We start from the raw sequence: 14,826 nt of genomic DNA, 5'->3' as shown, positions 1-14,826 counted from the left end.
AAATGGGTTCCTCCTTCATCCAATGTCCATCAAGATCTTTCCATTTTAACTTAATAACGCTTTTGAAATTTATTACGAATGAAAACAGCAATTGAGTTCATTAAAATTAAGAAAACTAACAATACCATAATACCCGCTGCCGCCACATGTTGGAAGTCGGCTTGTGGTCGACTCGTCCAGTTGTAGATTTGCATTGGCAATACTGTAAATTGATCTAGTATTCCAGTAGGCAAATAGGCAATGAAGGTCGGGATTCCTACCACAACAAGTGGTGCAGTTTCTCCTACCGCACGAGATAAGGCTAAAATACTTCCTGTTAAAATCCCAGGGATAGCCGCAGGTAACACAACATTTTTAATCGTTTGCCATTTTGTCGCTCCCATTCCAAAAGATGCTTCACGCAATTCTCTTGGTACAGCACGAATCGCTTCCTGTGCGGATACAACGATAACAGGAAGAATAAGTAAACTCATTGTTAAACCTGCAGCCAAAACACTTCTTCCTAATGCTAACTGACGAACAAAGATTGTTAGACCTAAAAGACCGAACACAATAGATGGAACACCCGCCAAATTGGCGATATTTAATTTAATAAAATCATTGAATTTATTTTTCTTCGCATATTCTTCCAAATAAATCGCTGCCCCTACCCCTAAAAATAAGGAGACAGGTGCAACAACTGCCATTAACCAAAATGAACCGATAAGAGCGGCCTTAACACCAGCTTCTTCCGGTTTGCGGGAAGCGAAATTTTGTAAAAAGTCCGCATCTAACCAGCCTAACCCTTGAGTCAATATCCGATATAAAAGTATTGCTAATATAACTAATCCAAAAAGAGTCGCACAAAGGAAAATAAATTTGAATATAGTATTAAAGACAAGGCGATTGCCCATTTTCTTTTGTACAAGATCACGATCCATATACATATTAATACTCCTCCCTGAAACGGCGAGAGATATATTGCGCCAATAAATTCATTAGCAACGTAAAGACAAACAATGTCATCCCAACAGCATAGATACTATAGTAGATAGTTGTTCCATATCCAGCATCCCCTGTTGTAACTTGAACAATATAAGCCGTCATTGTTTGAATAGATTCCGTTACATCAAAAGTGAGTGTTGGTGAAGATCCTCCTGCTACCGTTACAATCATCGTTTCTCCGATGGCACGTGAAATACCTAAAACGAAGGAAGCGATAATACCAGATAAAGCTGCAGGAAGCACTACTTTCACAGCAACCTCAAATTTTGTAGAACCAAGACCAAGCGCACCTTCTCTCATTGAGTTAGGAACAGAGCTCATCGCATCCTCTGATAATGAAGCAATCATCGGGATGATCATGATTCCAACTACAATTCCTGGGCTTAGAGCATTAAAAATAGATAGATCAGGAATGATTTTCTGTAAAACCGGTGTAACAAATGTTAAGGCAAAGAAGCCATATACAATCGTCGGAACACCTGCAAGTACTTCTAAAATCGGCTTGATAATTCTTCTTGTGCGATCAGAAGCATATTCACTCAAGAATATGGCAGTAGCTAACCCAATTGGAACGGCTACAATCATCGCAATACCTGCAATTAATAATGTACCCGTAATAAGTGGTATTACACCATAATTTCCTTCTGCTTCAATAAATGGAAGCCATTTAGTACCTGTAATATAATCTAAAAACGGTACACGTGAGAAAAATGTCGCTGTTTCAAATATTAGAGTAAACAAAATTCCTACAGTAGTTAAAACAGAAATAACAGCAGTGAGAAGTAAAACAGCAGGTACTGCCTTCTCAATAAACATTGCCGAACTGTTCTTTTTCTTTTTTTCTAAAATCATTTCACGAACAGAGCTTTGTTTTGCTTCGTTTTTCATGACAGCCAATGTCGCAAACCCCTTTCCATTACATGGAAAGATGAGAAGCTGAGCCAAGTAGCTTCTCATCTTTCTATTTTAAAGATTACTTAATGCCTTCAAGCGTCGCTAACTGCTCATCATATTTTTCTTGTGGAAGGCTTACATAGCCAACTTCCTCAGCTAAAGGACCACCTTGCTCAAGAACGAATTTCATGAAGTCACGCACTTGTTCTTTTTCTTTAATAGAAGCTGTGCTTACATATGTGAATAGCGGACGAGATAATGGTGCATACTCACCAGATTCGATTGTGTCATTGTTTGGTTCCACTGGACCGTTACCGCCGTCAACTGGAACTACTTTCACTTTATCTTTGTTTTCTGCATAATATGCATATCCAAAGTAAGCGATGGCGTTTTTGTCACCAGATACACCTTGTACTAATACGTTGTCATCTTCAGAAAGTTGAGCAGACTCAGCGATTGGTTGTTCGTCTAAAATTACTTCATCAAAGTAATCGTAAGTACCAGAATCATGACCTGGAGAGAAGAATTTAATTTCTTCTTCTGGCCATCCTTCACGGATGTCAGACCATTTTTTAACCGTTCCATCTTCAATCCACATTTTCTTTAACTCATCAACTGTCAAATGATCCACCCAGTCGTTTTCTGGATTTACTACTACTGATAAACCGTCATATGCTAATTGGAACTCTTGGAATTCAATGCCGTTGTCAGCAGCAGCTTGTTTTTCTTCGTCTTTAATTGGACGAGATGCGTTTGAGAAGTCCGTTTCACCTTTAGTGAATTTCTCAAATCCACCGCCTGTACCTGATAGACCAACAGATACTTTTACAGTTGGTTGAGTACCCATGTATTCTTCAGAAGCTGCTTCCATGATTGGGAATACAGTTGAAGAACCATCGATTGCGATATCGCCTTCAAGCTGTTGGTTTTCTTCACCAGCATTTTGTTGTTCGTTAGCCCCATTTGTACCTTCGTTTGATTGACCACATGCAGTCGCGAATGCTAACAATGAACCAACCATGATTGATAGTGCTAAAAACTTAGAGCTTTTCATTCCTTAATTCCTCCTACGACATATCGTTGTTTTGTCCTACGTTTAATAGAATAACTCCCGACTATTAACGAAGTTTTAATGATATGTAAAGGTTTTGTAAATACGAACGAAATAATGGATATTTTTTGTTAACAAATTTAATGAAAACGCTTTAAAACTCCCCTTTACATATCTTCACACTTTAGTATGTACCATTCGTGAGCGAGATATTGAAGCAATGAAAGCCAATTGGAAATCTCTCCATAACAAAAGCGGGCCATTACGAAAAAAACTTGCGTAACGACCCGCTTTACTTGGTTGCCTAAAAAGAGAAGGCGCCTTTTCAGACAGCCTCCTCAAGATCATCTATTCACTTTCTTCTTGCTCTTCATTCGCTGAACTTTCGTCCTGTTCCTGACCTTCAGCGTCGATTTGTCCCTCTAACTCTTGTTTTTTTAGTTCGAAATATGCGTCAAGAGCTTTCCTTCCGACAGTTTTGCTCATAGGATGTCCAGGACTATCATCCCAAGGTGTTACAACAGCAAATGCTACTTCAGGATTATCATGAGGTGCATAACCTACAAATGTAGCATTAATGGTCTCTTCATTCTTTCTTGATGTTTTAGGTCCATCATAGAATGCTTCTGCTGTTCCCGTTTTCCCAGCCGGCTTATATGGGGCACTGCCGAAATACGCATAACCTGTCCCGCCCGGCGACTGTGTTACTTGACGAAATCCTTCTTGAACAATTTTAATGTGCTCCTCTTCCATTGAAATTCGGTTTAAAATGGTTGGCTCGAAGGAATAAAGAACATTTGGTTCGTCTTCTTCATTAACAGCAGGCTCGCGAATTTCTTTCACAATTTGCGGTTTTACTCGGTAGCCTCCATTTGCGATTGTTGACACGTATTGAGCCAACTGCAACGGTGTATACGTATCGTACTGACCGATTGATAAGTCTAACAGCAACCCTGGTGTGTAGCTTGTTCCTTTAAAACCCGACATTTCATTCGGCAAGTCAATTTCAGTCTTAACACCTAAACCAAATTGACTGTAGTAAGAGCGAAGCTGTTCAAACGAGTCTGGCTTGACCCCACGAAGCGCTCCATTGTAGCGGTACTGAACACCAGCCATTCGCATAACCGTTTTAAACATATAGACGTTGGAAGATTGCTTCAACGCAGTCACTTCATTAATGTTCCCCATTGTTTTCCATGACTTCTTCTCAGGCGTTCCAGCAAACTTCAGCGGTTCGTCCAATAAGACTGTCCCTGGACTAATTGCCCCTGAATCAAGCCCCGCTAAAATGGTCGCCCCTTTTACAACTGATCCCATTGTATAAGAAGTTGTCATATTTCCAAGTGCAAAATCGCGAATTTCTACTTTTCCATCTTCATTCACTACATATTGCTTGCCGGCCATCGTCAAAATTTCTCCTGTGCGAGGATCCATCATCACAATAAAGCCCCGATCAAGCAAAGAAGCGGAAGGCAGTCGTTTCGTTTGAAGCAGTTGCTCTGTCAAAATCTTTTCTACCTCTGTTTGCAAAGCCATATCAATGGTCAGCACGAGATCTCGCCCTTGCTGTCCTTCCGAAACTACTTCCGTATCGAGCAAATTCCCTGATTTGTCTGTTATATTTTTTACTTTTGCTTTTTCACCACTTAAAATATCTTCGTACTGTGCTTCAATATAACTTTTCCCCACTCGGTCGTTCCGACTGTAATCACGAGCTAGAAAATAATCGAGCTGGTCTCTTGGCAGTCCTTCATTAGAAGAAGAAATGTTCCCAAGTAACGTTTTAAGGGTATCTTCATAAACATATTGGCGATCCCAATAAGTCGTCGTGTCTACTCCAGGCAAATCTTGAAGGTTTTCACTGACAATCGCATATTCTCGATCTGTTACTTCTTCGTTTTCACTCTTAATATTTTGAGGGGTCAATGCGTATCCGCCATCCATCTCTCGCTTAATAGCCAACACTTCTTTTTCGGCTTCAGAGATTTCATTCAAATCCGCTTCAGTAATTCGTTCCAGCTGCAGATTGTAAATGTCTTTATCTGTCAGTTCTTCATTTTTTAATTTCTCTAACTCGTCTTTGCGAATTTTCTGCTTTGCTTCTTCTGGATTTGTTAACATCCAATAATCTTTTAAGTCACGTTCTGTTATTTTAGATGTATCTTTATCAATATATTGAGCAAGCTTGCGAGCGACTTCTAATCGTTCTTCTTGCGTCGTTCCTTGAAAGCGAGTGTACGTAATGGCATTCAAAGGAGTATTATCAACAACTACTCGATTATATCGGTCATAAATTTTCCCTCTTGGTACGGGAGCATTAACGGTTACATTTTCAGTTTCCGCGACTTGCCGTTGGTAGTTTTCTCCATAAACAATTTGCACTAAACCTAACCTTAAAATTAATGTTGAAAACAATATGAATACAATAAAAAACAAAAGATTGAGCCGAATCGGCACATGCGTTTTCTTCTTTTTCTTCCTTCTCATTGCGACACCTTCAATATATGCATAGTAAATTGGGTCAAGATTTTTCCATCTCCCATAAATCTGTTTTGTTCACTTTAAATTCTTTAAAAAGAATGCACTCCATATCACTTTAAAGCAGAGGCACACGTTCGCTCACTGCACAAGGGCAGGATAAATAAGAAATAGACACCAACAAGGTGCCTACTTCTCTTTTTCTTCTATTTTAAAAGAAATTCCCCTAAATTTCTATAGTAAAAAATGTGTATCCTGCTTTAAGTAGCACCCATCACTTAAAATAGCCTTGACTTTAAGCCGGAGACTCCCCGTCACCTTCATTGAGCATTGATTGCGTGACTAGTTCATTAGCCGTTTCGACATGGTTTCTGTCTTGAATGTTAATTCGTTTCACAAACCAATAGATAAATGTATGGCCAGAGCCAATAAGCGCAAGTAAAACTGGAATGCTTTGTTCTTCATTAAAAAAGAGAACCGCTCCAATAAATAGGAGAACAGAAACGATCCTCCCTAAATTAAGAAACAACTCCCTAACGACAATATATTCTACCCGCTTTTCCTTCACTCCTTCTGCTTGCCCGATGACGTCATATGTAATGGACATATATGGAACAAGAAGAAGCGGATAGGCGACTGCAATCACAATGGCATACATGATGAGCTTTGCATATGACAAGTCGAAAATAAGGAGTGTAACGGAGAAATAAAGAAGCAAACCTCCATACAAGATGGCCCTCAACCTTTGATTCTTTTTAATAAAACGTGATACTGCATAATAACAAACAAAGGCAACTAATGAATTGACAAGCCCAAATGTTCCTAAAGCCATCTCGCTACCTGTTGTAATGAAAATCAGTACAGATACAGCAAAAATAAATGTTCCTTCCCTTAGCCCTTGAAAGAAATGCGCTTTCAGCACAAGATTCCAATTATGATTTGTTTTTCGTTCACCTAATACTTGTTTGAATAAATATTGTCCTTCTGCTGCTCTTCTTTTTAAAAATAGACTAAGCAAAACAGCACTTGAAAATAATGCTAACGAAATAGTAAACACGACCTTATAACCACTAAACTCATAAAAGGTAGAAATAATATAGCCTGCTCCAATCGGACCAATCATCCCAGCTAAAGAGTTTAGAATCCCTAAAAAACCGTTAAAAAAATCTCGGGTGTCGGGCTCTGTAATTTCAAATGTAAGTACATTAAAACCAAGCCAATAAAAACCATAGCCTACCCCTAACATTCCGCCTAAAAACAATAAATATTTCGAAGCATCTGTACCGATGTAGAGGACACTTATATAAAAGACGGCTAAAAAGGTAACCCCAAGCCTGAGCACAATAACCCTGTCAATTTTTTTCGCAAGCCTTCCTGCGAAAATAAACGTGAGCGGCTGCAATACAACAATGGCCAAGTTATACAATGCGATATCTAAAAACTCTCCTGATTGTTTCCATAAATACACATTGACGAAAGTGTTAGACATAGCAATAGCTAAGGCATATAGTCCTCCTATTAACAAAAGCAAAACCAATTCTCTATTGACTTCTACGTCACCAACAATTTTTTTTATCAAAGCCATGCAAAAACTCCCTTTCTCTTATGAACTAGTGTGTCAAATTTAAAGGGAGTTATTCTAGATTACACCTTCCTTATACAACCATGCAAAAAGCCAAAGGAATGATTTCCCTTGGCTTTTTTAACAACTTATTTAGCTGCAGCGTATAATTTAGCTACTTCGTCCCAATTTACTACGTTCCAGAATGCAGATACATAGTCAGGACGACGATTTTGATAATTTAAATAGTAAGCATGCTCCCAAACATCTAAACCAAGAATAGGTGTTTTACCTTCCATTACTGGGCTATCTTGGTTAGGAGTGCTTGTCACTTCTAATTCGCCATTATTTACAACTAGCCAAGCCCAACCTGAACCGAAACGAGTTGCTGCCGCTTTAGCGAATTCTTCTTTAAAAGTTTCATAGCTACCGAACTTACTGCTGATTGCTTCAGCTAGTTCTCCTGTTGGCTCACCGCCGCCGTTTGGAGAAAGAAGTGTCCAGAATAAAGAGTGGTTTGCATGACCGCCGCCGTTATTACGAACTGCTGTGCGGATGTCTTCAGGAAGAGCGTCTAAGTTGGAGATAAGCTCTTCTACACTTTTTCCAGCTAAATCAGCTTTTCCTTCTACAGCTGCATTTAAGTTTGTTACATATGTGTTATGGTGCTTCGTATGATGGATGTTCATTGTTTCTTTGTCAATGTGCGGCTCAAGCGCGTCGTATGCGTAAGGTAATTGTGGTAATTCGTATGCCATGAAAAATTCCTCCTTAATGAGTATGTAAAGTCGGACATAATTTGTCCCCTACCGTTAGATTAGCAAATTTACCCTGCTGTTTCAATGATTATGCCTAAGAACATCTTGAATTTTACAACATTATTTATCATGTCACGCTACTCCACTTTTTACTCCCTTACCGTAACATTGCAAAAGAAACATCATACTTAAAAGAAAAGATTTAAGGTTTGATACATAATAGCGGCGATTAAAGCGGCGATTGGAAGTGTCATAATCCACGTCAATACAATTCGCTGCGCTACTCCCCATTTTACTCCTTTGACGCGTTGAGCAGTCCCAACTCCTATAATAGCCGAGGAAATGACATGTGTTGTACTAACAGGAAGATGAAACATTGTGGCTCCAAAAATGACCATAGCAGAAGAAAGATCGGCAGCTGCCCCATTAATCGGTCGAATTTTCATGATTTTCCCGCCAACCGTCTTCATAATTTTCCATCCACCTACTGAGGTGCCTGCCCCCATAGCGACAGCAGCAGAAATACGCACCCACAACGGTATATCTGTAGATGTTTGAAACCCACCTGCAATAAGTGCCATTGTAATGATTCCCATAGCTTTTTGAGCATCATTCGTACCGTGAGTGTAAGCTTGCAAAGCCGCTGTGAAGATTTGCATAGTGCGAAAGCCTTTATTCGTTTTCGCAAGGTGAGAATGTTTGAAAAGGAACATAAAAATGACCATGACAATAAAACCTACTGCCAAGGCTAAAAAAGGAGAGATAATTAATGCTTGCAAAATTTTTAAGAAGCCGCTGTAATTTAAAATACCGAGACCGCCCGCTGAAATGGAGGCACCTGCAATGGATCCAATTAATGCATGGGAAGAGCTGCTAGGAATCCCCCAATACCACGTTAGTAAGTTCCATGCAATTGCTGCAATAAGTGCTGATAAAATCACAACCGAACCATTTGCCAACGTAAACGGGTTAACAATGTCTTTCGTGATAGTTTTCGCTACTCCTGTGAAGGTTAAAGCACCGAAGAAATTCATGGATGCCGCTAATACAATAGCACGGCGCGGGGTTAATGCTTTCGTCGATACTGAGGTAGCGACAGCATTGGCTGTATCATGAAATCCATTAATAAAATCAAAAACTAATGCAAAAGCAACGACTAATATCGTTAATATTAACACTGTATCCATTTCTATTACCTCTTACGCATTGCGCATAATAATGGTTTCAAGAGTATTAGCCACTCCTTCACAATGATCAGCAATGTCCTCAAGAATTTCATAAAGTTCTTTCAATTGAATGATTCGAATAGGATCTTTCTCCACAACAAATAGATTCTTAATAGCTGCTCTCAAAAGTTGATCGCATACAGACTCATACTCTTTAATTTGGATAGCATGTGGGCGAATGGCAAGTAATTTTTTGTTCGTTAGTAGATGCACCGCTTTTCCAATTTCAATAGTACTTTCATAAATAGGAATAAAAAACTTGGTCATGTATTCATCCACATTTACAATCGAATACATTTCTAAGCGAGATGACCATTGCTCAAGACCATCAAGGACATCGTCCATTTTCATCGCCAACTGTAAAATATCTTCGCGCTCAATAGGCGTAATAAATGCTTTATTCAAGGCAACAATCAATTCGTGAATATACGTATCGCCTTTACTTTCGAATTGCTTCATAATTTCAGAAAACTCTTTCAGGTCACTCAGATGATTGACTTTATAGTCCATAAAGAACTGCGATGTTTCTTTTAAATTATTGGATATGTTTAATAACATTTCAAAAAACACATCTTTTTTTGGTGAAAACATCATATTCGGAAACCTCCATGTTTCTTAAAATGGCGAAAGGCCAACGGTCATATTTTAGCACCTTTTATCGGATTTACAATAAATTTATAAAAAATTTACAATAGATTAATATTTTTGTGGTAATTATTGTTCTCTATTTTCCTTATTTCCATTAACATTCAGATAATAAGGATCGTTTACACAACAAAAAAGTCTTCTAAAGATGTTTTAGAAGACTTTGCTTATTATGTATGGCGGAGGAAGAGGGATTCGAACCCCCGCGGGCTGTTACACCCCTGTCGGTTTTCAAGACCGATCCCTTCAGCCGGACTTGGGTATTCCTCCGTATTGAGCGGACTTTCCGCTTTTCTCGACTGGTGGACCCTGCAGGACTCGAACCTGCGACCGGACGGTTATGAGCCGTCTGCTCTAACCAGCTGAGCTAAGGGTCCATATGGCTCCACAGGTAGGACTCGAACCTACGACCGATCGGTTAACAGCCGATTGCTCTACCACTGAGCTACTGTGGAATATATAAATAGCGGCGGAGGGGATCGAACCCCCGACCTCACGGGTATGAACCGTACGCTCTAGCCAGCTGAGCTACACCGCCATATGGCTCCACAGGTAGGACTCGAACCTACGACCGATCGGTTAACAGCCGATTGCTCTACCACTGAGCTACTGTGGAACGTTAAATAATTTTAACGACAATAGAAATTTATCATAATTTGGACAACTTGTCAAACATTTTTAAAATACGACAATAAGAAAATAAAAAATCATAGCTGTTTGAATCATTCCTTTTGTCAAAGTTCCGCTAAAAAAGCCGACGAGTGAACCGAAACCAATGCGAAGCGATTCAGATAATGTTTTTTTCTGGAAAATCAATTCTGCTACTACAGCACCGATAAAAGGCCCGGCAATAATTCCCGCGACTGGGATCACAAATGGGCCCACAATTAATCCAATTGTACTTCCCCATACCCCTGCTTTTGATCCTCCAAATTTCTTAATTCCAACGAGGTTCGCTAAATAATCCGCTGCAAATAAAGCGAGGATTAGGATACCTTGAATGGACCAAAATAAAAGGTTAAATGCCTCAAAGCCAAAAAAGACACCGTATAAAATAAAACCTCCTGCTAAAAACAACACACCAGGGATAATCGGATAAATAAGTGCGGTAAACGCAGCAGCAAATGAAGCAATAATAATTGCCCAATATATAATTTCCGTCATGACTAATCCTTTCTGTTTTCAAATACCTTCCTACAATAGATATATTTTCTCTTTAAAACCTAAAAAACGAGGGTACAGTACCCTCGTTTTTTATTATAAGCTTTCTCCCATAAAGAATAAAGGACTTCATAGCCGCTAAGCTTATAAACTAGTCGCTATATTCATCTATTCTGTCCTTCTTTTGACCGCTAGACATTGTTTAAGAAATCGGCTTTTCATCTCCGATAACTGCTTCCGCAATGTTAACAGCATGGTCACCAATACGCTCAAGGTTGCTGATAATATCTACAAAGACAATGCCTGCAAACCCTGTGCAAAGCCCTTCATTTAAGCGCATAATATGCTGTTTGCGTAATGTACGCTCCATGCTGTCAATTTGTTCTTCTTTACGAACTACTTTTTCGGCCAACGAACGATCTTTATGTTCTAGAGCGCTCATCGCTTCTTTTACAGTTGATACAGTCAACTCATACATCTCGTTTAAGTCTTGCAGAGCATCTTTCGTCAACTTTACTTTATTCGACATTTTATAATCAACAAGCTCTACGACATTTTCGAAATGATCCCCGATTCGCTCAATATCACGAACCGTATCGAGTAAGATCGAATGCTCTTCGCTTTCCTGAACAGACATCGAACTTGAAGCAAGCAATACAAGGTAATCCGTAATTTTACGATCCAAGTTATTGATGGCATCTTCAAATTGAAGAGCGGTTTCTGCATGCTTCGGCTGCTCTGTTTTTAAATACTCACCAGCTTCTTGTAGACCGACAACTGCAAATTGCCCCATGCGCAACACTTCTTCCTTCGCTTGTCCTAACGCAATGGAAGGAGACTGTTCAATAAAGATTGGATCTAAATGTTTCGGCTTCGTTTCTACAAATGAATCTTCACCAGGAATAATTTTTGTAACGGCCAATGCAAGTAAGCCAATCATCGGAAACTGAATGATTGTGTTCATGGAATTAAAAATACCATGCGCAAAGGCAATTGTCATTTCAGGGTTTAAGCTTAGCACTCCCTGTAAATAAACAATAAATTTGGTGAATACTGGCAATATAATTAAAAAGATTGTTGTTCCAATCAAGTTGAACATAACGTGTGTTAAAGCAGCACGTCTTGCTGCAATTGAAGCACCAAGTGATGCTAATACAGCTGTAATCGTTGTTCCGATATTATCACCAAATAAAACTGGTAACGCGGCATAAATATCTAAAGCACCTTGTCCAAACAATTCTTGAAGAATCCCAATCGTCGCACTCGAACTTTGTACGATTACAGTAAACACGGTCCCAATGACAACCCCTAAAATCGGATTATCACTCATACTAACCGTTAAGTCTTGGAAGGCTTGTAAAGCACGAAGCGGCTTCATCCCGTCTCCCATTAAATCAAGACCAAAGAAAAGGGCCCCGAATCCAAAAAAGATTTGTCCAAAATGTTGAATACGCTTATTTTTGAAGAAAAATAGCATAAACGCACCAACCGCTAAAATTGGAAGAGCATAATCAGAAAGCTTAATTCCAATAATAAACGCCGTTACTGTCGTACCAATGTTGGCTCCCATAATGACACCAATTGCTTGTCTTAACGTCATAAAGCCTGCACTTACTAGTCCGACAGTGATAACTGTTGTTCCAGAGCTACTCTGAATAAGGATGGTTACGACAATTCCGGCTAACACGCCCATAAATGGATTCGTCGTGAACTTATCTAAAATATCACGTAGTTTATCTCCTGCTGATTTTTGTAAACCATCACCCATGAACTTGATACCAAATAAGAAAATCCCAAGTCCGCCAATGAATTCAAAAATCATTTTTTGAATATCTAACTCCACTAACCTTTCAACCCCTTCTAACTTTTTCGACACATCTCAACAAGGTCCTCAACTATTATTAACGAAAATTAAATTTTATGTAAAGTTTTTTCTGCATTAATTTACAATATCTTAACATTGGATTTACATAACCTTATATTATAGATATATTTTGGAAATATATTTCCCCTCTTGTCTTGATTTCAGCTGACCGTTACAATAAATGAGAATATTTTCTAAAGGAAATAGGGTGAAACCATGAATGTATTGAAGCAAGTCCTTATCAGCCTCTCATCCCCTAAAAAAATCTCTCTGTTTAGATTTCAAGGTATCGGGAAAACAATCCAGTACGTGTTCTTTTTAATCTTCATATCTATTCTTCCAACAGTTTTTTTTCTTGGAAGCGGAATTTTAAATGGTGCAGAATTTTTAAAGGATACACTCCCAAATAAAGTCCCTGACTTCACCATTGCAGACGGGATACTCCAATCTGAAGCAGTCGATTCGGTCATTGTTAAAAATGAACGAACTTTGTTCATCTTCGATCCTTCAAGCACTTTTATTCATCAATCCAATGATTCTTATCGGTACACGATTCATATGCTGAAGGATCAACTCGTGTTAACTACCTATGGTAAAACACATTCATATTCCTATAATTTATTACAAGGATGGCCTTTATCGAAAGAGACGATTATTTCATACGTAAATTCATGGGAGAATGGCCTCATAATTATTGTATCTTTAATGATGGGCGGTTTATATATTTTAACAGCAGGAAGCAAATTCATCGGCATTACCCTTTTTGCTAGCATCGGTTTAATCGCAGCAAAATTATTCAAGCGAAATCTCACCTATAAATCACTTTGGATACTTGCTGCTTACAGTGGAACATGGACGACTGTTTTATTGACATTAACCAAAACCTTTTCTTTGCAAATACCAGCGGAAATGCTGTGGCATTGGTTATTGACCAGCCTCATTCTAATTTTAGCCATTACATATGTCCCGGCACGAAAAAACCCATCTCAGCCTTAAAACTGAGATGGGTTTTTAGCAGGTGTCACAAATTTCGTTGTAATGGATTTTAAGGAAGTCGCCAGTTCCGTTAACTGCATACCAATTTCATGTGTATTATTCGTATGTTGTACTTGCTCGTCTGAAGCAGATAACATTTGTTCCGCACTTGCAAGTGTTTCCTGTGATACTGAAGCAAAGTTCTCTGCTGATTGTTCCATTTGTGGAAGAGTTTGAAACAATAAATTAAATTCTCCCTTCATTTGCTCAAGAGCGTCATTTACATTGCCAATCTCTTTCATCAACTGATCAAACGTTTTTTGCGAGTCTAAAGAAATATCAGCGTTCGCTTTACTTTTTTGAAGCATTTCATGAAATTCGTTCGAAGCTTTTAACGACACTTGCTCCATCGACTGAATAAGCTGAGTAATTTCTTCTGTCGCACCTGTGGACTGATCTGCCAGCTTTCGTACTTCGCTCGCTACAACGGCAAAGCCTTTTCCAGCTTCTCCAGCCCTTGCCGCTTCAATCGCCGCATTTAGAGCGAGCAATTTAGTTTGCTCTGCAAATCCTTGAATCAGGCTGACGATTTTAGCAATCGATAAAGAATGGCCTTTTACTTCATTAATCGTATCCGTCATGTTGGCAAACTCTTTTTCAAATTGGTTCATCGAACTAATCATGCGAGAAATATCTTGCTCCCCTTGATAAGCTTGATGATTCATTTCATCTGCTTTTTGCGTAATGACATCCATATCATGAAGAATGTGATGAATTTTTCCTTTCATTGTTTGAAACATATGTATGCTGCCTTCAGAACTTGAAGCAGTTTGCTCAGCACCTTGCTTCACGACAAAAATAGATTGGGTCAGCTCTTGATTAAAATACATTGCACTTTCCGATGCTGTTTTTAAGTCCGTACTCGTTTCATTCAGTGCGCTTGTTGTTTCATTAATCTGTTCAATCATAATATTCATATGCCCAATCATTTGATTAAAACTTTTGACAAGAGACGATATTTCAGGAATAGACGTTTTAATGTTCATTTGTTCATTTAAATTTCCATCCCGTACTTTCCGCATAACATCTCGCATTTTAATAAGTGGTTTTGTCAAACTTCTTACAAGCAAAATAATAACGATGGACGTGACGATGATACTAAAAATAGATGCAAGCATCATAAACGTTCCTAATTCATTAATCGCTCCTAAGTAGTCCGCAGTTGGAAC

12 protein-coding genes and 5 tRNA genes are annotated in these 14,826 nt (G+C 38.8%); 1 reads left to right on the top strand and 16 read right to left on the bottom strand.

Annotated elements, in window-relative coordinates; all coding sequences use genetic code 11:
• Positions 1 to 50: 50 nt before the first annotated feature.
• From pstA to ACXAEO_RS03265, 15 genes are all read right to left on the bottom strand, one after another.
• Positions 51 to 920, bottom strand: a complete 870-nt coding sequence (pstA, locus tag ACXAEO_RS03335; protein WP_474883943.1) for a phosphate ABC transporter permease PstA — start codon at positions 918 to 920, stop codon at positions 51 to 53.
• Positions 921 to 927: 7 nt separating this feature from the next.
• On the bottom strand, positions 928 to 1,872 hold the full coding sequence (pstC, locus tag ACXAEO_RS03330; RefSeq protein ID WP_474883941.1) for a phosphate ABC transporter permease subunit PstC: 945 nt from the start codon (positions 1,870 to 1,872) through the stop codon (positions 928 to 930).
• Positions 1,873 to 1,957: 85 nt separating this feature from the next.
• On the bottom strand, positions 1,958 to 2,932 hold the full coding sequence (locus ACXAEO_RS03325) for a PstS family phosphate ABC transporter substrate-binding protein (RefSeq protein ID WP_474877959.1): 975 nt from the start codon (positions 2,930 to 2,932) through the stop codon (positions 1,958 to 1,960).
• A gap of 345 nt (positions 2,933 to 3,277) precedes the next feature.
• Positions 3,278 to 5,416, bottom strand: a complete 2,139-nt coding sequence (locus tag ACXAEO_RS03320; protein ID WP_474877957.1) for a peptidoglycan D,D-transpeptidase FtsI family protein — start codon at positions 5,414 to 5,416, stop codon at positions 3,278 to 3,280.
• A gap of 286 nt (positions 5,417 to 5,702) precedes the next feature.
• Entirely contained in the window at positions 5,703 to 6,992 is a 1,290-nt protein-coding gene (locus tag ACXAEO_RS03315; RefSeq protein ID WP_474877955.1) for an MFS transporter, read from the bottom strand.
• A gap of 125 nt (positions 6,993 to 7,117) precedes the next feature.
• Entirely contained in the window at positions 7,118 to 7,726 is a 609-nt protein-coding gene (gene sodA / locus ACXAEO_RS03310; protein ID WP_474877953.1) for a superoxide dismutase SodA, read from the bottom strand.
• A gap of 188 nt (positions 7,727 to 7,914) precedes the next feature.
• Complete coding sequence (locus ACXAEO_RS03305; protein ID WP_474877951.1) at positions 7,915 to 8,913, bottom strand: inorganic phosphate transporter; 999 nt, start codon at positions 8,911 to 8,913, stop codon at positions 7,915 to 7,917.
• Between the two features lie 12 nt (positions 8,914 to 8,925).
• The gene (locus ACXAEO_RS03300) at positions 8,926 to 9,546 is read right to left on the bottom strand and encodes a DUF47 domain-containing protein (RefSeq protein ID WP_474877948.1); all 621 of its coding nucleotides are present in this window, start codon (positions 9,544 to 9,546) and stop codon (positions 8,926 to 8,928) included.
• 228 nt (positions 9,547 to 9,774) lie between these two features.
• A tRNA-Ser gene (locus ACXAEO_RS03295) sits at positions 9,775 to 9,867 on the bottom strand.
• A 30-nt stretch (positions 9,868 to 9,897) separates the two neighbouring features.
• Positions 9,898 to 9,974, bottom strand: a tRNA-Ile gene (locus ACXAEO_RS03290).
• A gap of 3 nt (positions 9,975 to 9,977) precedes the next feature.
• Positions 9,978 to 10,052, bottom strand: a tRNA-Asn gene (locus ACXAEO_RS03285).
• A 9-nt stretch (positions 10,053 to 10,061) separates the two neighbouring features.
• Positions 10,062 to 10,135: transfer RNA gene (locus ACXAEO_RS03280), tRNA-Met, on the bottom strand.
• A gap of 3 nt (positions 10,136 to 10,138) precedes the next feature.
• Positions 10,139 to 10,213 (bottom strand) — tRNA-Asn (locus ACXAEO_RS03275).
• A 62-nt stretch (positions 10,214 to 10,275) separates the two neighbouring features.
• Positions 10,276 to 10,761, bottom strand: a complete 486-nt coding sequence (locus ACXAEO_RS03270) for a DUF456 domain-containing protein (protein ID WP_474877946.1) — start codon at positions 10,759 to 10,761, stop codon at positions 10,276 to 10,278.
• Positions 10,762 to 10,960: 199 nt separating this feature from the next.
• The gene (locus tag ACXAEO_RS03265) at positions 10,961 to 12,601 is read right to left on the bottom strand and encodes a Na/Pi cotransporter family protein (protein WP_474877942.1); all 1,641 of its coding nucleotides are present in this window, start codon (positions 12,599 to 12,601) and stop codon (positions 10,961 to 10,963) included.
• A gap of 237 nt (positions 12,602 to 12,838) precedes the next feature.
• Between ACXAEO_RS03265 and ACXAEO_RS03260 the strand changes: the two genes are divergently transcribed.
• Positions 12,839 to 13,618: a DUF1189 domain-containing protein gene (locus ACXAEO_RS03260; protein ID WP_474877939.1), complete on the top strand. Its 780-nt coding sequence runs from the start codon at positions 12,839 to 12,841 to the stop codon at positions 13,616 to 13,618.
• On the opposite strand, the gene ACXAEO_RS03255 is transcribed toward ACXAEO_RS03260, so the two are convergent.
• A complete protein-coding gene (locus tag ACXAEO_RS03255) occupies positions 13,615 to 14,775 on the bottom strand; it encodes a methyl-accepting chemotaxis protein (protein WP_474883938.1) in 1,161 nt (386 codons plus the stop codon). The two genes, ACXAEO_RS03260 and ACXAEO_RS03255, sit on opposite strands and share 4 nt — an antisense overlap.
• Positions 14,776 to 14,826: the final 51 nt, after the last annotated feature.

The organism is Bacillus sp. ABA4_010 (genome assembly GCF_056159105.1).
This window is presented reverse-complemented; position numbering and strand designations above follow the sequence as displayed.